General features: G+C 61.6%; 21 protein-coding genes and 3 pseudogenes. 12 read left to right on the top strand and 12 right to left on the bottom strand.

Annotated elements, in window-relative coordinates; genetic code table 11:
- Nucleotides 1-80 precede the first annotated feature (80 nt).
- The 3 genes from SB822_RS33905 to SB822_RS33895 all read left to right on the top strand — a co-directional run bounded on the left by SB822_RS33905 (nt 81) and on the right by SB822_RS33895 (nt 1,256).
- On the top strand, nt 81-338 hold the full coding sequence (locus tag SB822_RS33905) for a hypothetical protein (protein WP_039901983.1): 258 nt from the start codon (nt 81-83) through the stop codon (nt 336-338).
- Between the two features lie 352 nt (nt 339-690).
- Entirely contained in the window at nt 691-888 is a 198-nt protein-coding gene (locus tag SB822_RS33900; RefSeq protein WP_086910444.1) for a type II toxin-antitoxin system VapB family antitoxin, read from the top strand.
- Entirely contained in the window at nt 885-1,256 is a 372-nt protein-coding gene (locus SB822_RS33895) for a type II toxin-antitoxin system VapC family toxin (RefSeq protein ID WP_086910443.1), read from the top strand. Before SB822_RS33900 ends, SB822_RS33895 begins: the two co-directional genes overlap by 4 nt.
- Nucleotides 1,257-2,147: 891 nt before the next feature.
- On the opposite strand, the gene tkt is transcribed toward SB822_RS33895, so the two are convergent.
- On the bottom strand, nt 2,148-4,244 hold the full coding sequence (gene tkt, locus SB822_RS33890; protein WP_410856594.1) for a transketolase: 2,097 nt from the start codon (nt 4,242-4,244) through the stop codon (nt 2,148-2,150).
- A gap of 596 nt (nt 4,245-4,840) precedes the next feature.
- On the opposite strand from tkt, the gene SB822_RS33885 reads away from it, so the two are divergent.
- A complete protein-coding gene (locus SB822_RS33885) occupies nt 4,841-5,188 on the top strand; it encodes a hypothetical protein (protein ID WP_242681948.1) in 348 nt (115 codons plus the stop codon).
- 17 nt (nt 5,189-5,205) lie between these two features.
- Here the strand turns inward: SB822_RS33885 and SB822_RS33880 are convergent, their stop codons facing one another.
- From SB822_RS33880 to SB822_RS33870, 3 genes and pseudogenes are all read right to left on the bottom strand, one after another.
- Nucleotides 5,206-5,397: a hypothetical protein gene (locus SB822_RS33880; protein WP_086910441.1), complete on the bottom strand. Its 192-nt coding sequence runs from the start codon at nt 5,395-5,397 to the stop codon at nt 5,206-5,208.
- Between the two features lie 390 nt (nt 5,398-5,787).
- Nucleotides 5,788-7,091 (bottom strand): annotated as a pseudogene (locus tag SB822_RS33875) (IS110 family transposase).
- On the bottom strand, nt 7,045-7,443 hold the full coding sequence (locus tag SB822_RS33870) for a hypothetical protein (protein WP_410856603.1): 399 nt from the start codon (nt 7,441-7,443) through the stop codon (nt 7,045-7,047). Before SB822_RS33870 ends, SB822_RS33875 begins: the two are co-directional and overlap by 47 nt.
- A gap of 521 nt (nt 7,444-7,964) precedes the next feature.
- On the opposite strand from SB822_RS33870, the gene SB822_RS33865 reads away from it, so the two are divergent.
- Together SB822_RS33865 and SB822_RS33860 are read left to right on the top strand one after the other, a co-directional pair.
- On the top strand, nt 7,965-8,258 hold the full coding sequence (locus tag SB822_RS33865; protein WP_086910437.1) for a DUF2442 domain-containing protein: 294 nt from the start codon (nt 7,965-7,967) through the stop codon (nt 8,256-8,258).
- A 314-nt stretch (nt 8,259-8,572) separates the two neighbouring features.
- Nucleotides 8,573-10,354, top strand: a complete 1,782-nt coding sequence (locus SB822_RS33860; protein WP_410856593.1) for a Rieske (2Fe-2S) protein — start codon at nt 8,573-8,575, stop codon at nt 10,352-10,354.
- A gap of 264 nt (nt 10,355-10,618) precedes the next feature.
- Here the strand turns inward: SB822_RS33860 and SB822_RS33855 are convergent, their stop codons facing one another.
- A complete protein-coding gene (locus SB822_RS33855) occupies nt 10,619-10,957 on the bottom strand; it encodes a hypothetical protein (protein WP_410856592.1) in 339 nt (112 codons plus the stop codon).
- Between the two features lie 337 nt (nt 10,958-11,294).
- Between SB822_RS33855 and SB822_RS33850 the strand changes: the two genes are divergently transcribed.
- Entirely contained in the window at nt 11,295-11,987 is a 693-nt protein-coding gene (locus SB822_RS33850) for a cytochrome b/b6 domain-containing protein (RefSeq protein ID WP_410856591.1), read from the top strand.
- 43 nt (nt 11,988-12,030) lie between these two features.
- Here the strand turns inward: SB822_RS33850 and SB822_RS33845 are convergent, their stop codons facing one another.
- Complete coding sequence (locus tag SB822_RS33845; RefSeq protein WP_410856590.1) at nt 12,031-12,492, bottom strand: CHRD domain-containing protein; 462 nt, start codon at nt 12,490-12,492, stop codon at nt 12,031-12,033.
- A 1,620-nt stretch (nt 12,493-14,112) separates the two neighbouring features.
- On the opposite strand from SB822_RS33845, the gene SB822_RS33840 reads away from it, so the two are divergent.
- Nucleotides 14,113-14,760, top strand: a complete 648-nt coding sequence (locus tag SB822_RS33840; RefSeq protein ID WP_410856602.1) for a dienelactone hydrolase family protein — start codon at nt 14,113-14,115, stop codon at nt 14,758-14,760.
- Between the two features lie 202 nt (nt 14,761-14,962).
- Here SB822_RS33840 and SB822_RS33835 read toward each other — a convergent pair whose 3' ends face one another.
- The 5 genes from SB822_RS33835 to SB822_RS33815 form a co-directional block, all read right to left on the bottom strand.
- The gene (locus SB822_RS33835; protein WP_410856589.1) at nt 14,963-15,634 is read right to left on the bottom strand and encodes a CapA family protein; all 672 of its coding nucleotides are present in this window, start codon (nt 15,632-15,634) and stop codon (nt 14,963-14,965) included.
- A gap of 265 nt (nt 15,635-15,899) precedes the next feature.
- On the bottom strand, nt 15,900-16,637 hold the full coding sequence (locus SB822_RS33830; protein ID WP_410856588.1) for an ABC transporter ATP-binding protein: 738 nt from the start codon (nt 16,635-16,637) through the stop codon (nt 15,900-15,902).
- Nucleotides 16,625-18,439, bottom strand: coding sequence for an ABC transporter permease subunit (locus tag SB822_RS33825; protein ID WP_410856587.1), 1,815 nt, complete (start codon nt 18,437-18,439; stop codon nt 16,625-16,627). Before SB822_RS33825 ends, SB822_RS33830 begins: the two co-directional genes overlap by 13 nt.
- 3 nt (nt 18,440-18,442) lie before the next feature.
- On the bottom strand, nt 18,443-19,342 hold the full coding sequence (locus tag SB822_RS33820; RefSeq protein ID WP_410856586.1) for a branched-chain amino acid ABC transporter permease: 900 nt from the start codon (nt 19,340-19,342) through the stop codon (nt 18,443-18,445).
- A gap of 25 nt (nt 19,343-19,367) precedes the next feature.
- Complete coding sequence (locus tag SB822_RS33815; protein ID WP_410856585.1) at nt 19,368-20,561, bottom strand: branched-chain amino acid ABC transporter substrate-binding protein; 1,194 nt, start codon at nt 20,559-20,561, stop codon at nt 19,368-19,370.
- 259 nt (nt 20,562-20,820) lie between these two features.
- Between SB822_RS33815 and SB822_RS33810 the strand changes: the two genes are divergently transcribed.
- The 4 genes and pseudogenes from SB822_RS33810 (at nt 20,821) to SB822_RS33795 (ending at nt 24,197) form a co-directional block, all read left to right on the top strand.
- Nucleotides 20,821-22,065, top strand: a complete 1,245-nt coding sequence (locus SB822_RS33810) for a D-amino acid dehydrogenase (protein WP_410856584.1) — start codon at nt 20,821-20,823, stop codon at nt 22,063-22,065.
- Entirely contained in the window at nt 22,062-22,838 is a 777-nt protein-coding gene (locus SB822_RS33805; protein WP_410856583.1) for an Asp/Glu racemase, read from the top strand. Before SB822_RS33810 ends, SB822_RS33805 begins: the two co-directional genes overlap by 4 nt.
- A 417-nt stretch (nt 22,839-23,255) precedes the next feature.
- Nucleotides 23,256-23,387: pseudogene (locus tag SB822_RS33800) on the top strand (IS5/IS1182 family transposase); the annotation flags it as partial.
- Nucleotides 23,388-23,948: 561 nt separating this feature from the next.
- Nucleotides 23,949-24,197, top strand: a complete 249-nt coding sequence (locus tag SB822_RS33795; protein WP_086908760.1) for a hypothetical protein — start codon at nt 23,949-23,951, stop codon at nt 24,195-24,197.
- Between the two features lie 526 nt (nt 24,198-24,723).
- On the opposite strand, the pseudogene SB822_RS33790 reads toward SB822_RS33795, so the two are convergent.
- Nucleotides 24,724-25,125, bottom strand: a pseudogene (locus SB822_RS33790) (alpha-ketoacid dehydrogenase subunit beta); the annotation flags it as partial.
- Between the last annotated feature and the right edge of the window lie 513 nt (nt 25,126-25,638).

Below are 25,638 nucleotides of genomic sequence, written 5' to 3'. Positions count from 1 at the left end.
AAAGAAACCTAGTGAATCACACGGTATCCCACGGAGCGGTCAAACGACTATCCTCGCGCATGATCCTAGGGGGCAATACGATGGCAGCGCCGAATTTTGTCTACACGATCTCCTGTGTCGCAAAAATGCTCGGAGAGCCGGAGGGTTGGCTGGACGAACTGGCGAGCATGAACCTGGAGCCAGAGGACGGGTGTCTCAGGATTATCGACGATCACGACGTCCCCGCTGAACAACTGATTTCCGTAACCGCGTTCACGGATGCTGGCATCGAGGCGCTCAGGGAACTGGTTGCTGAAGCGAAGCGGCAGTTTGGCGGTGCGAGCGTCCCAGATAGATAGGTGCCGACCAGGACAACGCGTTCCCGCTCTGTCGGACAGAGCATCATCTGTAAGCCTCACCCGGTCGATAAAATTCGGGACGGCGTTGCCGGCGCGCGCTCGCGCGGTCGTCTTAATCTGCATGGTCAGCACGCTGCGCGACGAGGGTAATTGTGCAACGGCTGCTGCACAAATCCGTTTGCGCGAACACTTGTGCCCGCGCGCGCATTTACTTGAGGATGCGCGGCGAGAATCCATCGTACCGCAATGATTATATGAAATGTTGTTGTTATTATGTCAAATAGTATTCCGATCAAGGCACGCATTTGGACATCGAACGATGCTATAATCGTGCCTTGATGACGGAGACTATATGCGAACGACAATTGCTTTGGACGATGACCTAGTCTCCCGGGCCCAAGACTACACGGGATTGAACGAGAAATCCGCTCTTGTGCGGGAGGCATTGAAGGCGTTAATCGAACGTGAAGCTGCGCGGAGACTCGCCGCCTTGGGGGGCAGTCAACCGGGTATCACTGCCGCGCCGCGCCGGCGGCAGGAGGTTGAATGATCCTCGTCGACACATCTGTGTGGATTGATCACATTGACCGGTCAGAGCCGATAATGGTCGACCTTCTGATTCATGACCGCGTCCGAATCCATCCATATGTGATCGGCGAAATTTCGCTTGGCAGTTTGCGCGACCGTTCTATTGTGCTTCGTGCTTTGACTGACCTGCCTCGCGTGCCCGTTGCGACGCCTGACGAAGTCTTCTATCTGATCGAGCAACAACAATTGTTCAGCCGGGGAATTGGCTACGTGGACGCGTGCTTGCTCGCATCTGCCAGGCTAGAGCCTGGCGTGATGATCTGGACGCGCGACAAGAGATTGAAAAAAATCGCCGACGAGCTTGCGCTAAGCCCGGCTCTGGAGCACTAAAGAAGTCCCGGATCAATCGATATTGAAAACGGGAAATGATGAATGCCGCTGCGAGGAATGACACAATCGCACCAGCCTCAATGCGGAGTTATTAATTAGTCGCCAGTCCATGTCGATCAAGAGTGCAGGAAATCGATCCGATGTGGAACGAGGGAATAAACGGCACATCCCGCGACCGCCCTCCTGCCTGTCGGCGCAGTAAATGCGGAACGGGATGGCAAGCAGTTCCTGAATGCGGCGACGCCTGGTGTCCGCGTTTGCCTGTAAATCCGCTTTCTCTGTCGCGTACATATCGTCGGTTGGCCGCTTTGCATGCACGGCGAATAATTCCTGCAACGACTACCGGTCTCGGTAAGCCACAGCCTTCCTGCATTTCCCGTGGCACGTGGCGTTTTACGCCAAGGTTTTCCACAGGCTGTGGCGAATTGAGACAACATTTTGCGCCAAACCGGTTTTCCTTTTCTGGCACGTTCAGAGATGGCTGTCAGGCCATATCGCTAACTGCAGTTTAAAAGGAAACCGCAATGCAAACAAGACATCAGCTCTGGCAGACGTGCTCGCTTGGGACCCAGTCATGCTGCGTCCGTTATAATTCGGATATCTAATAAGTATGAATATTTCCCGTTCAACTGTGCACAGCTCCGCTAAGGCGGAGCGCATGAACAGGGAAATGGTGAGGCGCGGCAGGCCTGCGGCCAGCAGACTACGATTAAGCGTAACAGCCTGCGCAACATACCTGACCTGTCCCGCGTAGTGGACACGAAACCACTCCGATCTCGGTAGAAGCTGTTACCGCCGTCGATCATCACATCATCGGCCGTAAGATGAGCTGCAAATCTGTGAACCTCCTGTGTGATCTTGCCCGCGGGTTGCTTGCGGATTATGGTTGGGTCACTCCTTGACGTTCGACTTGCACCGCGCAATCTGCTTTTTCGCCTCGTCGACGACGCGCTCCGGCGTAAAGCCGAACTTCGTTTTCAGCGCCTTGAGCGGTGCCGACGCGCCGAACGTGTGCATCACGATCTGTGAGCCCAGACGGCCGACATAGCGGTCCCAGCCGAGAGTCGCCGCCTGTTCGACGGCCACGCGCGCATGCACGTCGGGCGGCAGCACCGAGTCCTTGTATGCGTGGTCCTGCTGCTCGAAGACGTCCCATGAAGGCATCGACACCACGCGCGCCTTGATGCCCTCGGATTTCAGCGTCTCGTACGCGGCGATGCACAGCGACACTTCGCTGCCCGTCGCGAGCAAGAGAACATCGGGTTTCTTGCCGTCGGCCGCGTCGGCCAGCACGTACGCGCCGCGGCGCGCGCCTTCGGCGGATGCGTACTTCTTGCGGTCGAAGGTTGGCACCGCCTGGCGCGTCACGACGATGCAGGCCGGCACATGGGGACGCGCCAGCACGAGACGCCAGGCCTCGCCGACTTCGTTGGCGTCAGCGGGACGCAGCGTAGTCAGTCCGGGGACGCCGCGCAGCGACGCGAGCTGCTCGACTGGCTGGTGCGTCGGGCCGTCTTCGCCGAGCCCGATCGAATCGTGCGTGAATACGTAGATCACGGACACTTCCATGATCGCGGAAAGGCGGATCGGCGGCTTCATGTAGTCACTGAAGATCAGGAAGGTCGACGCGAACGGTCTGAGGCCCGACACCGCAAGCCCGTTCGCGACCGCGCCCATGCCATGCTCGCGGATGCCGAAGTGCAGGTTGCGCCCGCCGTAGTTGTCGTGCTCGAAGCTGCCCGCGCCTTCAAACTTCAGGTTGGTCTTTGTCGACGGCGCGAGGTCCGCCGCGCCGCCGATCATCCACGGCACGCGCTGCGCGATTGCGTTGAGCACCTTGCCCGACGACTCGCGCGTCGCAATGCCCTTCGCGTCGGCGTCAAAGACGGGAATATCCGCGTCCCAGCCTTCCGGCAACCCGCACGCCTGCATCAGGTTGAATTCCTTCGCAAGCTGCGGATACTTTTTGCCGTACTCGTCGAAGCGCTTGTCCCACGCGTCGTGCGCCGCCTTGCCGCGCGCGCCCATGCCTTGCGCGAAGTGCTCGCGCACGCTATCGGGCATGAGGAATTGCGCATCCTCCGGCCAGCCGTACGCGCGCTTGGCCAGCTTGACCTCTTCTACGCCGAGCGGCTCGCCGTGCGCAGCCGACGTGTCCTGCTTGTTCGGCGCACCCCAGCCGATGATGCTCTTCACGACGATCAACGTCGGCCTGTCGGGCACAGCCTTCGCTTCGTTGAGGGCGGCTTCGAGCGCGTTCGAGTCGTTGGCGTCGTCCACGTGCAGCGTGTGCCAGTTGTAGCCTCGAAACCGCGATTCGACGTCGTCACTGTACGCGAGGTCCGTATGACCTTCGATCGTCACGCGATTGCTGTCATAAATCCAGATCAGGTTCGAAAGCTTCAGGTGCCCCGCCAGCGACGCGGCCTCGTGCGATACGCCTTCCATCATGTCACCGTCGCCGCACAGGGCGTAGACGCGATAATCGAACAATGGTGCGTCCGGCTGATTGAAGTGCGCCTCGTACCAGCGCGCGGCCATTGCCATGCCGACGCTATTGCCAAGCCCCTGGCCGAGCGGCCCTGTGGTCGTCTCGACGCCCGTCGTCATCCGGTATTCGGGGTGACCGGGCGTCACGCTGTCGAGCTGGCGAAACTGCTTGATGTCGTCGAGAGAGACGGCGAGCTTGCCCGTCAGTTGGCCGTCTTCGTCGACGGCCTTTACGCCTGCAAGACACAGCAATGAATACAGCAGCATCGACGCATGGCCCACGGAGAGCACGAAGCGATCGCGATTGGGCCACAAAGGCGCTGCGGGATCGTAACGAAGATGGTTTTGCCAGAGATGAAAGGCGACGGGCGCAAGCGCCATTGGTGTTCCCGGGTGACCGGAATTGGCCTTTTGCACGGCGTCAATCGACAGCGTCCGGATCGTGTCAATTGCGAGGCGGTCCAGATCGGACGAAGACTTCGGTGTTGGTTGTGACATGAGCGACGACTCCTTTACAGAGTGCGCTGCGGCAGCACGGGTGCCGCAGCGGGCAACCTGGTCAATTGAGCATGTGTAGTGCCTCCCAGCCGGCGCTGTCCGCCACAAAGACAAAGGACAATGAATCCGCGTTCCGCGCGATTAAAAGAGGACCAGCTTGTCCTGTTCCGCCACCGGCTCACAGCTACTGCAATCGGTCGAGGTTTACCGGGCACATGCCCCCCTTTCCTGTGCCCCTACTGTGCAGCGCTGCTGCCGGGTAGCGCTGTGATCGTGAGCGCTTTGGGCAACGCTTCGAGGTGAGCGCAACGCAAACGACGACTTGGGGTCTTCGTTCAAATCGTACAAATCCTGGCGGTCGGGAAGGTAAATATCCAGCAGACCAGCTTGCACGACCCTCGATTGTGCGCCATTTACCAAACTACAACCTTGCTGCTGGCGCCTCGGCACCCCACTATGCGTGTGAAGTACGATCACTCCCGTAGGCAAGTCGGCCCACTTCCCACGTTCTGATTGCCGCGACGCTATGGCATCGTTCATGCTCATTTATGACGGCGGCAGCTTTATATCTCCTACGTCTGCGAACGACCGCCGGCATGCCACGAGACGTGGAAGCGTTAGCGCAGGTAAATCTGCTCGCGGCGCAGGGACGGACGATGACGATGACACGCGAATCCTTTGAACAGGAACTAATCACCCTGCTCCGCGACCAGCCGCTCGGCACCACGGCGGACCTATCCGATTTCATGGTCGCCTACTGGAGCGGCACCTCCCTTATCTATGCCTACCTTGGCGCGGGCACGGTCGAGGAAGAACTGGAAGTGGACGACAATGTCTGGGAGGAGTGGCGGCCAAACCTGGAAGAATGGCATGCAAGCCCGGTCTTCAGCGTTCGGTCGGAACTGGCCGGTGAGCGCCCCTCCAATCTGCCCTCGTATCAATAGATCCCGTGGCGGACCACTCAATGTCCTCGCGATGCGACGCTGGTGACGAAATGACGAAGCGGTACGTCGCGTGTAGATATCTGGATGGCGTGCGGGTTCGTGCGGCCCGTCATTCGTGACGGCTGCACGTGCAGGATGACGGCATTACGATCGAACTTTTGCAGCGTCGACAGCCAGTGCGCAAGCGCGACCACCGTGCGCCTCTGCATGAGTTTCTCCAGCGCGCGCTGGAATCGCTGCTTCCGAGTCAATGCCGAGCGTGGATGTGGCCGCGTCGAGCAGCAGGAATGACACCTTCAGCTCGGCGGGTATGAAAGGCCGCATCGTCGCGACAGTTCAATCGGCCATGCCCCAGGATGCCCCCACTTTTGAGCGATACTCACGCTTTTGACTGTTCCTGTCCTGACGTTTCCGCTTCCGTCGACGGAGCGCCGGCATCCGGTCCTAACCGCTGCCGTGCTTTCTCCCAGTATTCCTCCGACCGACCTTCCGGGCCCCATCCTTTTCCCAAAGGTAAAAGGCAAAGGTCCGAATTTGCTCCGCCGTAACAGGGATGTCCATTTACACCTCACGAGAAACAATTAGCGATCCTCCCGGTTTCAGGGTACCTGACCGGCCGGGGTGATTTCGAAACCAAGTGCACTGGCGCGACGGCGAAGTGCTGCGATATTGCGCTGCCGCTGCTGCTCTTCATAACACTGCTGCCCCTCGTCGACGAAAGCTTCGCCGCGCGTGAGCATGAAGTACACCATGCGGGCGAGCTTGTGGGCCACTGCGGTATTGGCGCGCGGCTTGTCCATGCGCGCGCACAGGCGCCTGTAGAACGCGCCCAACGCCGAATCGTTACGCGACAGACTCATGGCGGCGAGCTTGAGCGCCTGCCGAACCCGATTTGTTGAGCGGCGGGTACGCGCGCTCAGGACCTTGCCGCCGCTGATCTTTGTGCCGGGGCACAGCCCCAGCCAGGAACAGAAATGCTTGACGTTGGCAAAGCGACTAAGGTCCGGGCCGATTTCCGAGAGGATCGTCATGACGGTGGTGATCGACAGGCCGTTGATGCGCGTCAGGTCGACCCCCGCCCAGCGTGCGAGGGCCGTGCGCGCGTCAAAGTGCGGCGTGTTTTTGCCGCCGCGCTTGCCGGGACCCGAGAGCTCGACTTCGTGAACCCCAAGTGGCTTGAGTAGCGCCTCGATCTTCGCGTCGCATTCGAGGATGCGCTCACCCAGGCTGTCGAACATCGCCAGCGCCTGGCCGAGCACGAACACGTGCTCGTCACGCCAGTTGCCCGTCAGCGCCCGCTCGATCTCGGCCGCACTGGCCCTGACGCGGCCGTGACGGTGACTGGCGAGTACCTTCGGGTTGCGCTCGCCGGCGACGATTGCGCGCACGATCGCCTGTCCGGTCACGCCCATCACATCGGTGAGCACCTCGGTGAGCTGCAGGTTCATCTGCACCAGCGCCTTCTGCATGCGCTGGACCCAGCCAGCCTGTTCGGTGAGCAACACCTCGCGCTGACGGGCCACTGCACGGACCACGCAAACCTCATCACCCGGGCGCCAGGCCGCCCGCAGCAGCCCCAGGCTCATCAGCTTTATATGGACGCCTCCCACCGCGCGTCGACCAGCCAGACCGTCAACCCGCGCTGCTCCAGCACTTCATACACGGGTATCCAGAATACGCCGGTCGATTCGAGGGCGACCGTGTCAACTCCGCATGCCAGCAGCCAGTCCGCCATCTCGTGCAGATCGTCGGTCATCGTGCCGAACTCGCGTACCGGCTCTTCAGCCGCCCCTTTGGGCACCGCGACCCAGTGACTCGAGCCGCCAATATCGATTCCCGCTGCGTTCGGAAACACCTCAGAACTGTCTTCGCGCTTGCGCATCGCCATCGTTCGCCTCACTATCGTGGATGAGCGGCAGCGCCATGGGATGCGTCGCAATTGACTCGATCTCACGAACGGGATGCAGCTCGCGCTGCTCACCACTGTCGCCGACGAATCCCGGGCCATGCTCCTGTGCGGGCTCACTGCGCGGCGTGCAGGCCGCACAGTGCGCACCATTGGTGGGTCGGTCATCGCGGCGCTGCCGTTCATCGGTATACCTCATTCCCGTTTCTCCGCAAACGCCGACCCGATCGCCGGGTTGAATTGCTCCTGAGTTGTTCTTGAAGGTGGTGACAACGAGGGGCGGACGTTTGATGCCACATGCGTTGAGGGCGACCGCTTTCCGCCAACGCGCGTTGGCGTCGGCGCGCATTACGAGCTGAAGTATGGAGCGCCCTACTCACACCGGCACCCTGAGTTGAATCCGGGCAGGTAACAGGCAATGGCAAGCCGTGGCCGCGAAAGGCCCAAATGGGACACAGCAGACACGAAGCGAGGTCGCCATTTACGGGGAACCCGCATGTATAGCGTCGTGTCGAAGGTGCCGTTGGCATCGAGGAAGTAGCTCGGCTGCGCGCGCGTCTGACGCCGTGGCTGCTCCGCCATTCAGACCGCAGGGCTTGAGCGCGGTTGGGAAGCGAATTCTGAATATGCCGCGACGTTCCACCCAATCGACAAAGGCATCGGCCTGCTGGAATGCGACGTCGACGGCACCCTCGTCAATTGCGGTCAGCATCGACGGCATGTCGCTGTTGGACGATCCATCGTCATCTGGAAGGACCCTGGTCCCGAGGCATCCGTCCCGCCCGGTAAGGACCTTCATTCCGGCATTTTCCTTGAACGCCGGGTCGCCGCGACCTAGTCTAAAAGGCGCATCCCAATAAGGAGATAACCATGGAAGGTGCTGCCGTGGACGTGCACTTCGACAGCGCACACCTGTTTCTCGACCTGTCCGACGGCCAGGCCGTTTCATTCCCGCTTGGGTGGTTTCCTGTCCTCCAGGCAGCGACAGCAGCGGAGCGCGAACACTTCGCCATCTCGATGGACCGTCAGCAACTGTTCTGGCCGGAAATCGATGAGGACGTCAACGTTCCCGCCCTGCTTTCATTCCAGTCCGAAAGTGCGGGGCGCCGAGTAGATTCGCCAGGGGACGCCTTGCCAGCCTGGCCGCCCGCTGATTTTCGCTAACGGGTGAGCGTGGGTCCAACGGCGTACTCACCATCGCCCAGGAAATCGCGGAGCTTTTGTCCAGCCAGGGCCATTAAGCTTCCGTCGGCTGGCGTGCGCCGAAATCTACCGCAATGCGGATGACCGTTCGGGCTGCAGCCAGCCCTCCGCCATAACGCGCATGCGGAACGCGAGACACAACCCGCATGTTTGTTTTTCGGGACTTCATGGATAGCGAGTGTCGGGCGAACAGGCGCACTTCTGTTGCCAGGCGCCGGGCGTACCTACAATGTCCCTGCGATGTCCGCGGAGAGACGAATGCGGGAGGTGTGCGCATGGACGCACCGAATAACGGATTCATGCTCGTGGGAAGCCTTGAAGAGCTGAGGGCGAAGGGGCGGCTCGTCGTGCAAGGTGGCCATGGTGCAATCCTCGTCATCTACGACCGCGGGCGCGTCTTCGCCCTCGACAATCGTTGCCCACACATGGGCTTTCCGCTCGAGCGAGGCACTGTCGAGGATGGCATCCTGACCTGTCATTGGCACCATGCCCGCTTCGATCTGCAGAGCGGCTGCACATTCGACCTCTGGGCGGACGATGTGCCGAGCTGCGCGGTCGAGGTGCGCAATGGCGACGTCTGGGTGGCGACCACGTCTGGACATTCCGATCCTGCGGCGCATTGGCGTCAGCGGCTCACGGACGGTCTCGCACACGACCTCGGACTCGTCATCGCCAAGGGCGTGCATGGTGAGCTCGCGGCCGGCGTGCCGGTGACCGATATCGTGCGGCAGGTGGCGCTATTCGGAGCGCAGAACCGTGATGGCTGGGGCGTCGGCCTCACGATACTCACGGCGCTCGCCAATCTGTTGCCCGTCCTGCCAGAGGACGACACCTATCTCGCCCTCTTCCAGGGCGCGCGCCGTGTGGCGGCGGACTGCGAAGGCGAGGCGCCGCGGCGGGAACGGGCGCCGCTTGACAGCCGGCCGGAGCCAGCTGCGCTCAAGCGTTGGCTGCGCCTCTGGACGAACGTGCGTCACCGCGAGGCGGCTGAGCGCACCCTGTTGACGGCGATTGCCACGGGTGTCCCACCCGCTGTGCTCGCCGACGCCCTGCTTTCTGCCGGCACTGAACGGGCGTTTGCCGACACCGGTCATTCGCTCGACTTCATCAACAAGGCGTTTGAGTGCCTCGACCTGGTCGGCTGGGAGCACGCATCAGTTTTACTACCTACTATCGTCGTCCAGATGGTGACCGCTCGTGGCGCCGAGGAATCGACCGCCTGGCGCCAGCCTGTTGATCTTGTCGCACTGTGTGACGAATCAGCCAGCCAGATGGGGCAACTCTTCGCTGGCGGGCGCGGCTCGCAAGGCTGGTCGGAGCACGCGGCGCTCGCGCGGCAACTGCTCGGAGGCGATCCAGCGAAGATCATTGATGCGCTGAAGGCGGCGATCCGTGCTGGCGCCGCTCCTGCTGACCTGGGACGATCACTCGCTTATGGCGCGGCGCTGCGCGTCGCGCGCTTCGGCAATGCCAACGAGCACGCCGACTGGGAGACGGCGCATCACGTTTTCACCCATGCCAACGCGGTCCAGCAGTTGCTCAGGCGGATCGGGAACGAGGGCATCGACGGCTACGTCGCGGCCGTGCGCGCCATCATGCACGGGGCCATGGCGCTCTACCTTGCCCGTTATCTGAACGTGCCACCGGCCGGCATCCCGGGCGAAGGTAACGATCAGCTCGACGACCTCCCCGCCGATCAGGAGACGATCCGCACCGCGTTGCTCGATGCCTTCGACCGGCAGCGACAGGTCGATCTTGCGGCAAGGCTGGTGGCGCGCCATCTTACGCTTGGCCATCCGCCACAGGCGCTGATCGCGACGCTCGCATTTGCGGTGCTGCGCGAAGATGCAGCTTTCCATGCGTATCAGATGCTGGAGGCTGGCGTCCGTCAGTTTGCCGTGTGGGGGAATACTGGCGAGGGCCGGCATATTCTCATTGCGGTCGTCCGCTATCTCGCGGCTCACTCACCGACTGAACGCGGCACGCTGCAGACGGCCGATATCGCGCAGCGCCTGATGCGGGGCGGCGAAATGCATCAGGGAGCTGGAGCGTCCTGACGCAAGTCCTCCGTGGTCGTGAAGTGGAATGAACAACGGGCAGTAGATAACGGCTACCTGCGACGCTAACGGGTAGTACAGCGTCCTTGCAGCAGTTCATCGCTAGCGAGCACTTCATTCATTGAGTGCACGCCGATGGCGCTTGTCCATGTAGGGCCCACAAGAACTGATGCAGGCGGCTCGGCGTCCTGCCATCGTCGTTTCCCGCGCGAATGGCACGACTGCCTCAGATATAACACGATGTGCGCCGCCGCGTTGTGGCGATCACGGTCTGGTCAGCATCTGGAGGATTTTCTGTAGGGTGCGCTCATGCTGCTCCAGCGCCTCATCGAGCGTGCGGGCTCCGTAGCTCTCGTTGTCTCGCTCCTGCTGCATGCCGGCAACACGGGTCACAAACGGCAGGGGCTCTCCGCGACCCGTTTCAGATACACCGCGAAAGCGGGTAGTGATTGTCACGCCGGATTCCTCCATCAATGTGCGCCGAAAAATCAGGTCATTCTCAGACCGCCAGCGCGACCACTCGCTGAAGTCGAACACCTCGACAGGCTTATTCTTCCCATCGAGGATATACAGGCGTTTGCGCGCGATGCTATTGGGTTTCATATCTCAGTGGGTGGCGTGAGAATGAACCAGATCGCCTCTCGACATCAGATCGCGTAGACGTGACCAGTGGAGTCGTTATGCCCCGCCGCCTGATAAGTCCTGGCGTGATCGACGATGCGATTCGGCGACGATTTCACACACTTCCAGATGGGTACGCCACGCGCCAGCGAAAAATTTGCGTACGCGTGCAAGGAAAACCGCCTTTAGTATCCGTCGACGTAGCGTAGCTCATCGCTGGACACAATGGCCTAACTCATTACCGCGGTGCTATTCTTCGGCGTGGTGTTCATCGCGGCCCTGTATCTCTTCTAGCCGCTTGCGGGGGGAGGCACGCCACATGGATGCCGACGAACTGGCAACACTGCAGACACAGCCTGCCCGCCGCCCGGTGCTGGTCTGGGACGCACCGGTGCGCCTGTTTCACTGGCTGGTGGTCGCGCTGGTTACGGCGGCGTATGTCACCTTGAAGCTGAACTGGATCGACTGGCACGTCCGGGTCGGCGAGTCGCTGCTCGCCGTGGTTATTTTCCGGCTGCTGTGGGGCTTCTTTGGCAGCGAAACCGCGCGCTTTCGCAGTTTCGTGGCGTCGCCCGTGGCTGCACTTCGTCATCTGCGTCACCTGTTTCACCGCGAGCCGGATATGCAGGTGGGCCACAATGCGGCCGGCGGCTGGATGGTCCTGCTGCTCCTCGCGTTGTTACTGGTCGAGACGCTGAGCGGGCTCTACGTCAACAACGACATCGCCGACGAAGGGCCGTTGAGCCAAGTGATCCCGTCGTGGCTCGCCAACGCCATCTCGACGCTGCACGGGCTTGTCTGGGACGTGCTGCTCGCCGCGGTAACACTGCACGTGCTCGTGATCGCTCTCTACGCAATAGCGAAGGGACACAACCTGCTGTGGCCGATGCTAACCGGCTACAAGCTGTTGCCCTCGTTCATCGACGCGCCGCGGCAGACGCCAGCGCTGCTGGCGCTGCTGCCGCTCGGCGTCGCGGCTACCGTGGTGATGCTGCTCGCGGCTTTTCTCTGAGCTTGCCGCGAACCTGATCTCGGAGTGCCGTTTCAGTGGTGCGTCAGTAGCTCCTCGGCGGCACCACCTGGCCGCGGATCTCTCCGTTCGGATGGTTCCTGGTGTGAACGTTGATGTACATGTCACCGGCTTCGAACATCTTGGCGTCGTCCGGGGATAGCGTGGCCTGACCGCTAAGCGGGCTCGTCATTTCCATGCTGCCCTTCTGGGAGAGCCAGACTTTCACGTCGGCGTTTTTGCCGGCCGGGGCGGGGCCGTGGAAATGCGCCATTGTGGCCTGACTCGACAATCCACTGAAGCTGATGTTCCAGGTTACGACCCGCGTACCAGGGTCGTACGTGAGCCTGGCACTGCCGCTGCCAGGAGTCTGCACCGGCGGGACCTGTTGGGCGCCCGCCAACGGCACCTCAAATGAGACCGGCGCCGCTTGTGCCAAGGACAGCATGCCCGCCATAGCCAGACCACCGAATGCCATGAAAGCGCGCCGCGAGATCGATTGTGACATCTGGCTTTCTCCTTTTCGGGTTTGCTTTTGCTGAGCGGTAACCACTATCGATGAGCGCGGAGCACCTCGTCGACGCCCGTGGCAGCCAAAGGAGTGAGAGAAGGATAGACCCAAGCCGCCGGTAACTCCAGTTGGGGATCCCGGAAGCCTTTGACGACCTCAATGATGAGCCCAGGCAATCACTCCAGGTTTCAGCTTCAGCGATGTCGGCCAGACATTTTTTGCAACCTCATCATGGCGCTGCGTGCGGTCTCGAAGTCCAGGACAGTTAATCGTCTACGAGGCGGTTGTTCCAGGCAGCATGAGGGCCCGTTGGCCGTTGCACGTCAAATGCCGGCTTGCCTGGATGTCGGGAGACTGACTTTCGCATGATGTGGCGATTTCGTGACGCTGCGGTACATCGTCCGGCGTGCGTAGTGGGCAATGGAACGGCGACTTCGTAGCAGGAGCGACCGCCTGACGTCCGAGCAAGGAAACTTTCGAACGACGCTTGACGGCCGGTCACACTGATAACTTGAATGGCGGGACTGAACCCCGCTTGTCGTGACGGAACGCCCTCGACCTATTGTGTTGAAGAACTCGACGACGGTTGTTCTCGCCAGGTTTGCAGGGGTCGTTTTACCCTTAACCAATGCTCGCGAGCGGGTTGTAGATCGATCTGAGAGGTCGATTTTTTTGCATGCTATTCGAAAACAGCACGCTTCGAGTTTTTCAACACAACAGACCTTGAGCCGCCCTTCGAGCAGGCGCAGACTGAGCGGCAGCTTTCAAGGATAGAACGGCCGCCACTCCACTGGCGCAGGTGGCAACGTTGCGGTCGTTGCACTCATTTGCTATCGCCGTTGGTCCCGGGCCGATGTGGGCCGCACCGGGACGCTTCGGTTGAGACGGATGTCGATCACCGAGCGGCCATCGCGGATAGCGTCGACCTGTGAGGTTAGTGCCTCTGTTGTCGCCTTGTCTCGAAGAGACTCGTCCGGAACCGCGGCGAACCGGTACAGCGAATCAAACCCGAAACGTTTAATGAAGCTATTCGCGAGAAATCCGGCTCGCAGCTTCGCTTTACGGCACCGACACTAGCGACTACGCTGCTACGAAAGCCGCGCGGGTCGGCCCTGAAGTCATTCGCAACACCTCGCGCAGTGCCCTGGAGGAGAGCACGCGGCGGACGTCGAACAACTCTATTCAAGTCTGGAGCTTCGTCGATGAATCCCGAAATCTATCAGCCGTCTATTGAAGCCTGCGATGCTTGTGCCGCTGCATGCGATCGCTGCGCATCCGCCTGCCTCGATGAACCGGGCAGGGTGAACATGGCCAAATGTATTCGCCTCAACGCCGATTGCGCTTCGCTATGCCGTCTGACATCTGCGGCGTTGGCTCGACAAAGCCATTTCGCACCCGAGTTTTGCGAACTCTGCGCACGGATCTGTGACGAGTATGCCGATGAATGCGCGCGGCACGCACCCGAGCACTGCGGCACATGCAGCGATGCGTGCCGGAGGTGCGCGGAAGCCTGCCGGGCAATCTAATGTCTTGCCCAGCATCAGCGCGCCCGCGAAAATAACGGCGGACGCGTCGCATATTGGGTCGGAAAAATGTCATGCCCGGCTTGAGGATGTCATGGAACCTCGGCTCCAAACGCAGGAAGTCACCATTCCGGTGGAAGACGCCTCCCTGATGGGCACGCTCGCGCTGCCACAGGACGCTCAATCACTGGTTCTGTTCGCGCACGGCAGCGGCAGTTCGCGATTCAGCCCTCGTAACCAGTATGTGGCCACGGAACTCAACCGGGCCAGCATCGGAACGCTGCTGATGGACTTGCTCTCCGAGCAGGAAGACACCGGTCCCGCTGCCCGCTTCAACATCGAGCTGCTGGCGGTGCGTCTCGCGCAAGCAACGGCCTGGATCGCGGCGAAGCAGACGGCACGCCTCTCGTTTGGTTACTTCGGCGCGAGCACGGGTGCGGCTGCGGCGATCCGCGCGGCGCACGTGTCGTCGGTCCCGATTGAGGCGATCGTTTCGCGAGGCGGCAGGCCCGATCTCGCCGGACGCGACGTCCTCGCCGCGGTGCAGGCGCCTACGTTGCTCGTGGTAGGCGGGCTCGACGCCACTGTCATCGAAGTCAACCTGGAAGTTTTCGCTCTTCTCGAATGTCCGAAGGATCTTGTGACCGTCCCCGGCGCGACCCATCTGTTCGAAGAGCCCGGCACACTGGAAGCCGTTGCGCGGTACGCGTTGCAGTGGTTCGTGCGTTATCTCGGCGCCTAAGCGCCCGCACGCAGCACGAGCATGTCGTTCGCGCGGCGCTCCACCGTGGCGCCCATTGGCTAACTCTCCCGATTCAGCGTTTCGTGTAACCATCGAATGCCTTCTTCAGGCGCCCGGTTGACCTGGAAGGGGCGTGTCTGCGTCGGCGTCATCGACAGTTCGGCCAGTGTGCCTGTTTCAAGGTCGAGCGTGGGGAAATACATCAGCGTAAGGTCGCTGCGAAACGCTTCCTGACCGCCGATACCTTCATAGTCGTTGATGAAGTCCCCGGCACCGTACAGGACGAGTTTGCCTCGATACAGCTCGATGCCTTCACGTGGTGCGACGAATGGCCGTGTACGAGATCCACGCCCGCCGAATCGATGAGTTCGTGCGCGAAGTATCGCTGCGAAGTAGGTATGTCGAAATCGAAGTTCTCGCCCCAATGGATCGAGACGATGACGATGTCGGCTGCCTGCCTGACCGCTCGCACCTGCGCGGCGATCGTGCATACGGTGTCAGCTGAAAGATCAGGGAGCCGGTTCACGCCGCGGCGGCCTCGATCGGCGGCCCAGTCCGCGCCCACGCCGCTGCACTCCGTGGCAAAGGCGAAGATCATCACCCTGCCGCCGCCCGCCAGTTCGATCACGGCAGGCGCGGCCGCCTCGACGTCGTCCTGCCCCGCGCCAGCCGTATGAATGCCGGCTGAACGCAAGGCATTCAGAGTTTCCTTCAACCCGCGATAGCCCCAGTCGAGCACATGATTATTCGCGAGCGCGCAGCAGTCGATTTTCGCGGCGCTCAAGACGGGCGCGTTGGCGGGATGCATGCGGTAGTGGATGCCCTTTCTGGGCCATGCGTCCTCGCTGGATGTGACGGCCGTCTCGAGGCGCACATCTGCTCGCTGCGATTAAGAGCCGTCCAAGACATGTCGGCAACCGATTCAACCGCTTCGACCAGGAGCATGCCGTCAGTGCAACCTGACTTTCGCGATCGCGGTGGTCCGAACGGTAGAAAAGCAACCTGAAACTGCCTCGCCTACGGCGACACCTGAACGTCCGGTAAGGTCGAACGGACTACACTTCAACATTGATTGATAGGCGGCAGGGTAGTTCACCATGAAGTCGCTCCTTGAAAAAGCGGTCGGTGTACGACACCCGTTATGGCAAACCCGTCGATGACGCACTCCCTCCAAGATACGCGGCTCGAACCCGGCTGTCGTTGACCAGATCCCGGGACGTCCCCGACAGCGCCATGCTCCCGCCCTCCAGCACATAAGCCCGGTGCGCAATGCGAAGAGCCTGTCTGACGTTCTGCTCGACAAGAAGCACCGAAGTGCCTTCCGTGCAGACGTCCGCGATCATGCCAAAGATTGCGCGCACCAGTTTCGGTGCGAGCCCCATCGAGGGTTCGTCCAGCAACACGAGCGTGGGTTTGAGCATCAGCGCGCGCCCAATGGCGAGCATCTGCTGTTCGCCGCCGCTGAGCGTTCCGGCCAACTGGCCGCGTCGCTCACCAAGCCGCGGGAAGGTCTCGTAGAGGGCGGCGATCCGGCGCTCCAGCGCGACAGCGTCGCGCCGCAACAGATAGCCGCCGAAACGCAGATTCTCCTCGACTGTCAGCGCGCCGAAGATCCGTCGCCCCTCCGGCACGTGCCCAACGCCGAGCGCAACGATCTGGTGGGAATGCATCCCCGTCAGCGGCCGCCCGGAGAGGGCAATCCGTCCGGCGCGCGGCCGAATCAGACCTGAGATGGTCCTGAGCATCGTGGTCTTGCCTGCACCATTGGCGCCGAGCAGCGCAACTATCTCGCCCGCCCCGACATCGAGCGAGACGCCATGCAACGCCTCGATGTTGCCGTAACTCACGCGCAGATCGCGGACTTCTAGGAGTTCCACAGCGACTTCTCCCCGTTGGCCACATCGCCGGCCGCGTCGTCTTCTTCGGCGGTGCCAAGATACGCGTCAATCACGCGCGGATCGATCTGGACCTGCGCGGGTGGCCCTTCGGCGATGATCACGCCGTGATCCATCACGATGATCCGGTCGGAGACGCCCATCACCAGCGTCATGTCGTGTTCGATGAGCAGCACCGTGACGCCGAGCGCGCGGATACGCCGGATCAGTTCCATCAGCGCGTACTTCTCTGTCGGATTCATCCCGGCGGCAGGCTCGTCCAGCAGCAGCAGGCGCGGATTGCTCGCCAATGCGCGAGCGATTTCGAGCCGGCGCTGGTCGCCATAGGGCAAATCGGCCGCGTATTCGCTCGCTCGTGCAGCAAGGCCGACCATGTCTAGCCAGCGCATGCCTTGCGCCTCGTGTTCAGCCGCCTCGGCGTGAGCGGACGGTGTGCCCAGGAGTTCTGACACAAGCGACGTGTGCAACCGGTGGTCCATTCCCGTCAGCACGTTCTCAAACGCGCTCATGTGACCAAAGAGACGAATGCCCTGAAACGTGCGGGCAATGCCGCGATGCACGTTGCGGTGAGGTGCGCCGCCGCCAAGGGGCGCGCCGCACCAGAACAGATGTCCGTCGCTCGCGCGGACGACGCCAGTCAGGCAGTTGAAGACCGTCGTCTTGCCGGCACCGTTCGGGCCAATCAGCGCAAGGATCTCGCCGCTGCGCACGACGAAGCTGATTCCACCGACCGCCAGCACGCCGCCGAATCGGCGCGCCAGATCGCGAACCTCGAGCAGCGTTTCGCCCGCCCTTGCCATGACGGGTGGTGCGGGTGAAGCCGGCACGCCTGACACACCCACATGCGGCATCGCGCGTTTTGCACGGACAGGCCACAAGCCTTGCGGTCGCAACAGCATCAGCATCACGAGCGCGACGGAGAATCCGAAAATGCGCCAGAGGTTCAGAAAGCGCAGCAATTCCGGTACGCCAGCGACGATGATCGCACCGAGAATCACGCCCGGTATGCTGCCGCGTCCGCCGAGCACGACGATGATGAGAATCGTCACGGACTGCAGATAAGTGAACCCGGTGGGATCGATGGTGCCGAAACGCGCGGCGAACAGGCTGCCCGCTATGCCGCCGATCAGCGCACCCATTACGTAGGCCAGAAGCTTCACGCGCAGCGTCGGGACGCCGACTGCCTCGGCGGCCGCTTCGTCCTCGCGGATACTCGTCCACGCACGCCCGAGCCGCGAGCGGCCGAGGCGGACCGCGAATAGCAGGACAACTATGAGGACCGCCATGCCCAGTTCGTAGACTGCGCGCGGCGAGCTGATCTCATAGCCGAAGAGACTCGCGCTGGCGATACCGTAAATCCCGTTTGGACCGCCCGTGATGTCGAGATTGGTCGCGACGATCCGGGTAATCTCGCCAAACCCCAGCGTGACGATGGCCAGATAGTCGCTACGCAGACGCAACGTCGGATAGCCGATCACCACCCCCGATACCCCGGCAAAGGCCACGCTGAACGGGAGCGTCTCCCAGAAAGAGAAGCCCAGCAGCGTTTCGAGCAATGCCGTGCTGTAGGCGCCGATCGCAAAGAATGCCGCGTAGCCGAGATCGAGCAGGCCGGCATAGCCGACCACGATGTTCAGCCCCAGGCCGAGGATCGAGTACGTAACGATCGTCAGGGCGACATCGATGACGTAGTTGCTGGAGAAAGCCGGCAGCGCGATGGCAAGCGCGAGCAGCCCCACCGTGACGATCGTGGGCCGCGCTGGCATCGGAACCGGTGCGCGCATACGCTACATCCTCTCGACGACGCGCTCGCCGAACAAGCCCGTCGGCTTGACCACCAGCACGGCGATCAGCACGCCGAACACGAACACATCCGTCCACTGCGACGACACATAACCAGCGCCGAATGCCTCCAGCAACCCGATCAGGAGTCCGCCCGCCATGGCGCCCGGTATATTGCCGATCCCACCGAGCACGGCCGCGGTAAATGCGCGCAGCCCGAGCACGAAGCCCATGAAAAAGTTGATCTGCGTATAAAAGAGGCCCTCCATCACGCCCGCGACTGCAGCGAGAACCGATCCGATGAAGAAGGTGAGCTGGATCATCCGTTCGACATCAATGCCCATCAGGCGCGCCGCATCCTGATCGATAGCGAGCGCACGCATCGCGGTGCCGAGGAACGTGTGATGCACGAAAAAGTAGAGACCCAGCATCAGCGTAAAGCTGACGGCGACGATGCCGATCTGCGCGAACGTTATTTGCACGTCGAGCAGATTGAGTCCCGCGTGGGTGAGCAGGTGCGGATAGGTCCTGAAGCCTGCGCCGTAAATAAGAAGCACGGCGTTCTCGAGTGCCAGCGAGATGCCTAGCGCGGTAATGAGGATCGACAGACGCGGTGCGCGCAGCAATGGCTGATACGCGACGCGCGCGATGGCGACGCCGAGCCCGCCCGTCGCGACCATCGACACCGCGAAAGCAGCCGCCAGCGCGAGCGCAAGCGGCAGATGCGCGCTCGCGAACGCCGCGAGGCTGGTCCAGCCGATAAATGCGCCGACCATGAACAGGTCGCCGTGCGCAAAGTTGATCAGACGGATGATGCCGTAGACCATCGTGTACCCGAGGGCCACGAGCGCGTAGAACGAGCCGATCGTCAGCCCTTCGACGACGTACTGGAAAAAGGTGCTCATGGCCGCAACGGGTGAGCCGCGGCGCCTATTTCATTGCCACCCAGTGACCGCCCGCGTCCTGTCTTTGGTAAGCCGCGAACTGATCGTTCCGCACGATGATCGTGATGTACACCGCGCGGCTGCGGTCGCCCTTCGGATCGAATCCGATCGTTCCAGTCAGGCCCGCATAGTCCTTGATCTTGTGCAGCGCGGCGATGATCGCCTTCGGGTCCGCCGATTTCGCATCGGCTATCGCCTTTGCCGTGACGGCGACGGCATCGTATTCATAGACGGAATAAGGGCCGGGCCCCTGTCCGTAGGCCTTTGAGTAGTCGTCGACGTAGCTGTGCGCGCCCGAAAGGAATTGCGCCAGCGGAGAGGTCGTGATGATCATGCCGTCGGCGGCCGGGCCGGCCGTTTTCATCAGCGTTGGGTCGTTGGTGGCGTCGCCACCCATGAGGGTCATCTTGAGGCCCAGTTGTCGCGCCTCCTTCACGAGCAGTCCGGCTTCGGAAAAGTAACCGGTGTAGTAGATCACGTCGGGTTTGAGCGACGCGACTTTGGTCAGGGTCGGCGAGTAATCCATCTGGCCGGCCGTGATCGAGTCAGCGTACACGACTTCGACACCGCCCTTCTTGAGCGCGTCGACCGTGTTCTGCGCCAGCCCCTTCGAATAAGTTGTATTGTCGTCGATGACCGCCGCACGCTTCGCGTGCAGCGAATTCTTGATGAAGCTGGCAGCGAACGGGCCCTGCTGGTCATCGCGGCCGATGGTGCGAAAGACGTTGTCGTAGCCCATTTCGGTCAGCTTCGGGTTGGTCGACGCATCCAGTACGTATGGAATGCCGGACCGATGAAAGGTCGTCAGCTCGGGAAGCGCGGCGCTCGAGCAATACCCACCGGCCACCGCGACCACGCCCCCGTCGACCAGCTTCTGCGCGGCCTGCACCGCCGTTTGCGCGTCGCAGGCATCGTCCTCCGGTATGAGTTCGACCTGCTTACCCAGCAAGCCGCCCGCCGCGTTGATCTTCGCGGCGGCCAGTTTGGCGCCGTTCACGATATCGGTGCCGGCATTGGCGCTGCTACCCGAAAGCGGCACCGGTACGCCGATCTTGATGGTCTGGCTATGCGCCACTTCGGGGGCGAGCGCGGCGAGTGTCGCCAGACCGAAGGTAGCCGCAGCAACGGTTTTCCGTAGCACGCGGAAGGCGTCGGGCATGCCATTGTTCTGAGCATTCATGTTCTCGGCTCCTGACTGTGAATCCGACCGGACGGTCCCGCGACGCGGGTAAGCCGGCGCGATCAGTTAGCGTAACGTAATAAATCGTCCTGCGCGGTATTCCGCGAGCCTCGCGTACACCTTTCGTGCGATGCCCGTGCAAGATGCCTTATTCATGATAGGTCCCCCGAACCGCTGATCCGATATAGGGTATCCGCGTATAAATCACTCAAGAAAGCGGCGGCAGACCTATATTTACTAGACGACAACAGGGGTGCAGATGAAAAGCATCGTGCTCGGCGCCGGCCTTGCAGGTGTTACGACGGCGTATTACCTCGCGAGGGACGGTCGCGCCGTCACCGTGCTCGATCGCCGCTCGGGTGTTGCGCTCGAAACCAGCTTTGCGAATGCCGGACTCGTCGCGCCGGGGCATTCGTATACGTGGGCTTCACCGCACGCACCCAAAATCCTGTTGAAATCACTCTTCGTCGAAGGACAGGCGCTTCGCCTGCGACTTAACGCCGATCCGCACATGTGGGCGTGGTGTGTGCTGTTCCTGCGCAACTGCACCGCGACGCGCTCGCGCGAAAACACCTCGCGCAAGGTACGGTTGTGTCGTTACGCACAGGATCAGCTACAGCAACTGACTGCAAGAGAACAACTGCAGTACGAGCGGATCAGCCGCGGCCTGCTGTATCTCTATCGTGACGCGGCGTCGTTCGAGCGCGGCCGCTCGAATATGTCGATCCTTGTCGAAAATGGTTTGCCGCTCGAAACGCTGGACGTCGCACAGGTAGTGGCGCGTGAGCCAGCGCTTGAGCACGCGCGCGACGGGATTGCCGGCGCGATCTACTGCCCCACTGACGAGAGCGGCGATGCGCATCAGTTCACCCGCGAGCTGCAGAAAGTCTGCGAACGACTTGACGTACGCTTTATGTTTGACACCCCGATCAGTCGTATCGAAACGGCCGGCGACCGGATAACAGGTGTCCGCACGCCGGCAGGTCTGATCGACGGCGACGACTTTGTGATCGCCCTCGGCTCGTATTCGCCGATTCTCGCGCGCCCGCTCGGCTACAGGCTGGCGATCTATCCCGTCAAGGGCTACTCGGCAACATTTCCGGCCGGACGCGAATACCGGCCACCGCAGATTGGCGGCGTAGATGAAAACCATCTCGTTGCATGGGCACGCTTCGGCGAACGGCTCCGCTTTACCGCAACGGCCGAATTTGCAGGCTACGACACACGCCACACGCCCGCAGACTTTGTCCCGATGCTACATGCGGCGCGCGAGTTGTTCCCCGACGGCGCCGACTACACGAAGCCGAGCTACTGGGCCGGGCTGCGACCCATGACACCCGAGGGCACCCCACTGATCGGCCGTACACGCCACCGCAATCTGTTTCTGAACACGGGGCACGGACACATGGGATGGACGATGTCCTGCGGCACCGCAAAATTGCTCGCCGACATCATGACAGGGCGCACGCCCGAACTGGACCTGACAGGGATGACGATGAAATGAGCACGACCTCACTGCAGCACGATGCCTACATGAAGCTCGATTTCGCGCTCGACGACGGCGTCGCGCAGCGCGCGGCGATCGGCCTCATCGTTCTGGCAACCGACCACACCATCGAACACGAATGGCGTGAACTGCTCCGGCAGGACGGCGTCGCTTTTTATGAAAGCCGCTTGCAGAACTCGCCGGATATCACACCGGCACGACTGGCGGAAATTGAATCGCGCATCGCCCCGGCCGTCGGGTTGCTCCTGCCAGGCGAGCGGCTCGATGTGGTGGCGTTCGGCTGCACGTCGGCGGCAATGGTGATCGGCGAGGAGCGCGTGTTTGCCCGCATACGCGAGGCGCGTCCCGGCATCGCCTGCACGACCCCAATCACGGGTGCCGTCGCAGCCCTCAATGCGCTGCAGGTGCGGCGTGCCGCGTTGCTGACGCCGTATATCCGCTCCATTAACGAGTTCATGCGCGACTACATCGAAGCGCGCGGGATTGCCGTGGCCCGCATCGCATCATTCGAGCACGCAGACGATAACGAGGTCGCCCGGATCGACGCCCGGTCGCTTTGCACGGCGATCGGGCAGCTTGCGCGGCACGCCGATGTGGACGCGGTGTTCGTATCCTGCACGAGCCTGCGTGTCGGTGCGCTGATCCCACAGCTTGAGGCGGCGACAGGCAAGCCTATCATCTCGAGCAACTTCGCGATGGCCTGGCACGCGTTGCGGCTTGCTGGCGTGCCCGATAGCGAGCCGCAACTAGGGCGGTTGTTTGCACTGTAGCAAAGTTTATCGGCGCGAGGGAAAAGGCACCCATGTCCCCGCATGCCACGTCGATCGCTGCCTTCCGGTTGAGCATTTCTGGCCGCAAGTCGCTCACCTCGATGAGCACATCAGCTGACAGGTTCGCCCGGCGTGCAGGGGCGCCTCATAGAGGCCGTAAGTCCTCTACTTGTCCGAGCTGAGAAATGAAAAGAGCCGTTCGCCCCCCTCGTTGTTGATCCGCCTCACAGCGTCCGCACTTTCTCTGGTGACCTCGAGCTGTTCCGCAAAGCCAGCTCTGCTACGAACGCGGCTAGCCACTTAACCGGAACAGGCACCTCAACTGTGCGAAAACCCGACGGCCCGTACCTCGGCGCAGCGCGGCGGCTGCTTGTAGCTGCTATGGCACTTCAAGCGTTGTAGAGATCGGCTTGAACGAAGCGACTGTCGGGATTTACCAAGGTGCGCTATCGCGGTCTGGCAAAGAACGCCAACCGGGCATTCGTCGCGCTCGCACTGGCGAACGTCTACCTGTCGCGCAAGAAACTGATGGCACCGGTACGCCCATAGTGGGCGAAAGACGGGCGAAATGCCCGCCCAACAGGCCTGCGAAGGCCGAAACGCAAGGGCTTAAGCCCGGCCTCATGACTTGGCGACGTTCAAATCGCTGACACGTCGCCAATTTAGTGGCTTGTTCAGCTTAGCCTTAAGCCGTAATTCGGAAACCAGCCGTCCCGCACTCGGCCCGGAAAGTAAAACGAATCGGCGGCCCTACCATGTTACGTACGCCACTGATCCTTGAGACGACTCTTGCGACATCAGCGCGAGGGCGAAACAGCGTCACTCCGTCCATCCGCTCGTCGCTGCTATCGACGCTGTTCAATAATGTGCGGCCGTTAATCATGCCGGGCTTCGCCAGTGGCTTCGTTGCCCTGGTTGCCTTTGTTCGCCTGCATCAACTGTGGGCGCTGCTATGGTTCATTGCCGACCTCTGCATTCTCTCTATGCGTATCAGCATCGCGCGCGCATTTGCCTTGCACAGCCGCACAGCGGCTGTGCAGCACTCAAGCATCTGGGCAAGCTTTTACGGGCTGGCATCGCGGTACCTCACTACTATTCAGCGTGGGCACAATGAAGTTCGTCATGTCACCGGATTCCGAACTGACGTCGCTCGCCATCATGGTGACAGCTGGCACTCTGGGCGGCATCGCGTCACGTATCGCGGCGCTGCCCAATCTGGCCATCATGCAAATTTGCGTGGGTGCGATCCCCATCGGCATGGGCGCATTGCTCGCTTCACGCAGCGACTCATGGCTTCTCGTGCTGCCAATTATCGTCTATATCGCCGCGATGGTTTCTATCGTCCAGCGCCACTACTAGGGACTGGTAGCCCTGATGTGCACCGAGCAAAAGCATGCAGAACTGATTGGTCACAGTGCTGGCGCGATATACGTGCAGAGATTCATTGAGTCGCTTGATGCGCGACTCGCGGCATCATCACCGCGACAGGTGCAAGTGATCCTTCTCGCTGCGGCCATTGCATTCGAACGAATGAAGGCCGGATTACCGGCACTTCACAGACGAGTGAGTGGGCTTCGACTCTTCGAACTCGATAGCAAGACGGAGGGATCGTATTGGGAAGTGCCGCCGATCTACAACAAGTCCCTACCTTATATAGTCTCATCGCTCTGTGAGACGGACCCGAATGCAGATAAGCCTCTAGTCGGAATGCAGCGGTACTGGAGTAGGACTGCGCCCTACACGGACTCGGATATCCGGGATGTGCTCGAATTCGCGCGCGCACGAAAAGTCTGGTCGCCCACAATCTCCGACGCGAAGCTGGGCTATCAGTCAGGGGCCAAAAGACACGCGGGGTTTCCGCTTGACAGCGAAACCAACAGCAGTGCAAGCCGGGAATGCGTGCGAACAGCGCCTCGGGACTTTCGGAATGATGCTCAGGTGCGTGTATGGCTGCGCCGCACGGCGCGCGGATCACGAGCGGGCATGAGAGGCGTCCGCGCGTCCGGTGCCTCAGACGCGACGCGTGGTTGAGCACGTGATCGATCGTCGGATACAGGAACCCGCTGAACTGGATCTCGGCGACGGGTTTCAGGCCCATTGCCGCCATGCCGATTGCCGAGCCCGCAATCGCCGTTTCGGCAAGCGGCGTATCGATTACGCGTTGCGTGCCGAAGCGCGCCTGCAATCCGACCGTCGCGCGAAACACTCCGCCGTTCACGCCGATGTCCTCGCCGAGCAGCACGACTGCGGGATCGTGCTCGAGTTCGTAGGCCATCGCCACCGTCATCGTGACGCCGCGCAGCAATTGCGCCGCGTGATCGCGATACGAAGGAAACAGGACGTCGTCGGCCCGCATCGCACTGGCGACGGCCCACGCCGATCGCCTCCTGTCCTACCGACGAAGCAAACGTACCGAGCTTGCCTGTACGTTGCAGTGCAACCGCTTTGGTGTCGAACGCGCGGGTGAGGACCATCGCGCGATAGAGGGGAATCAGCGCACCGTGTCCCGCGCGAAGGCGGGCAACGACTGGACGGGGACGCCGTCGGGGCCGAGGTATTGCGTGTACCCGATGTGGAAACTGGCAGCCGTGGTCATGACCGCCTCCTTGTTCTTTCAGATGTCGAATACGTGCAGGAGATCGCACGCGACGCGCAAGTGCTGGCGCTCGCGCTCAAGCCTGATCAGCAAACTCTATGCTTGGACATGGTAAACGCGCGGATGGTGCTGCCTTTCGGCGTTGACGTTTACACGGGGTAAACACGAAACGTGCGGCCGCGTTGTCGCGATGCAATAAAGGAG

It is taken from the genome of Paraburkholderia sp. SIMBA_054, from assembly GCF_046534875.1.
GTDB classification, from domain to species: domain Bacteria; phylum Pseudomonadota; class Gammaproteobacteria; order Burkholderiales; family Burkholderiaceae; genus Paraburkholderia; species Paraburkholderia hospita.
This window is presented reverse-complemented; position numbering and strand designations above follow the sequence as displayed.

Coding starts and splice junctions, on each gene's coding strand:
- SB822_RS33815 (WP_410856585.1), bottom strand. CDS start 20,561: ATGAATGCTCAGAACAATGGCATGCCCGACGCCTTCCGCGTGCTACGG.
- SB822_RS33825 (WP_410856587.1), bottom strand. CDS start 18,439: ATGCGCGCACCGGTTCCGATGCCAGCGCGGCCCACGATCGTCACGGTG.
- SB822_RS33895 (WP_086910443.1), top strand. CDS start 885: ATGATCCTCGTCGACACATCTGTGTGGATTGATCACATTGACCGGTCA.
- SB822_RS33810 (WP_410856584.1), top strand. CDS start 20,821: ATGAAAAGCATCGTGCTCGGCGCCGGCCTTGCAGGTGTTACGACGGCG.
- SB822_RS33865 (WP_086910437.1), top strand. CDS start 7,965: ATGGAAGGTGCTGCCGTGGACGTGCACTTCGACAGCGCACACCTGTTT.
- SB822_RS33880 (WP_086910441.1), bottom strand. CDS start 5,397: ATGCAGAGGCGCACGGTGGTCGCGCTTGCGCACTGGCTGTCGACGCTG.
- SB822_RS33885 (WP_242681948.1), top strand. CDS start 4,841: ATGCCACGAGACGTGGAAGCGTTAGCGCAGGTAAATCTGCTCGCGGCG.
- SB822_RS33855 (WP_410856592.1), bottom strand. CDS start 10,957: ATGAAACCCAATAGCATCGCGCGCAAACGCCTGTATATCCTCGATGGG.
- SB822_RS33870 (WP_410856603.1), bottom strand. CDS start 7,443: ATGCGCGCCGACGCCAACGCGCGTTGGCGGAAAGCGGTCGCCCTCAAC.
- SB822_RS33805 (WP_410856583.1), top strand. CDS start 22,062: ATGAGCACGACCTCACTGCAGCACGATGCCTACATGAAGCTCGATTTC.
- SB822_RS33820 (WP_410856586.1), bottom strand. CDS start 19,342: ATGAGCACCTTTTTCCAGTACGTCGTCGAAGGGCTGACGATCGGCTCG.
- SB822_RS33900 (WP_086910444.1), top strand. CDS start 691: ATGCGAACGACAATTGCTTTGGACGATGACCTAGTCTCCCGGGCCCAA.
- SB822_RS33860 (WP_410856593.1), top strand. CDS start 8,573: ATGGACGCACCGAATAACGGATTCATGCTCGTGGGAAGCCTTGAAGAG.
- SB822_RS33905 (WP_039901983.1), top strand. CDS start 81: ATGGCAGCGCCGAATTTTGTCTACACGATCTCCTGTGTCGCAAAAATG.
- SB822_RS33795 (WP_086908760.1), top strand. CDS start 23,949: ATGAAGTTCGTCATGTCACCGGATTCCGAACTGACGTCGCTCGCCATC.
- tkt (WP_410856594.1), bottom strand. CDS start 4,244: ATGTCACAACCAACACCGAAGTCTTCGTCCGATCTGGACCGCCTCGCA.
- SB822_RS33840 (WP_410856602.1), top strand. CDS start 14,113: ATGGAACCTCGGCTCCAAACGCAGGAAGTCACCATTCCGGTGGAAGAC.
- SB822_RS33845 (WP_410856590.1), bottom strand. CDS start 12,492: ATGTCACAATCGATCTCGCGGCGCGCTTTCATGGCATTCGGTGGTCTG.
- SB822_RS33850 (WP_410856591.1), top strand. CDS start 11,295: ATGGATGCCGACGAACTGGCAACACTGCAGACACAGCCTGCCCGCCGC.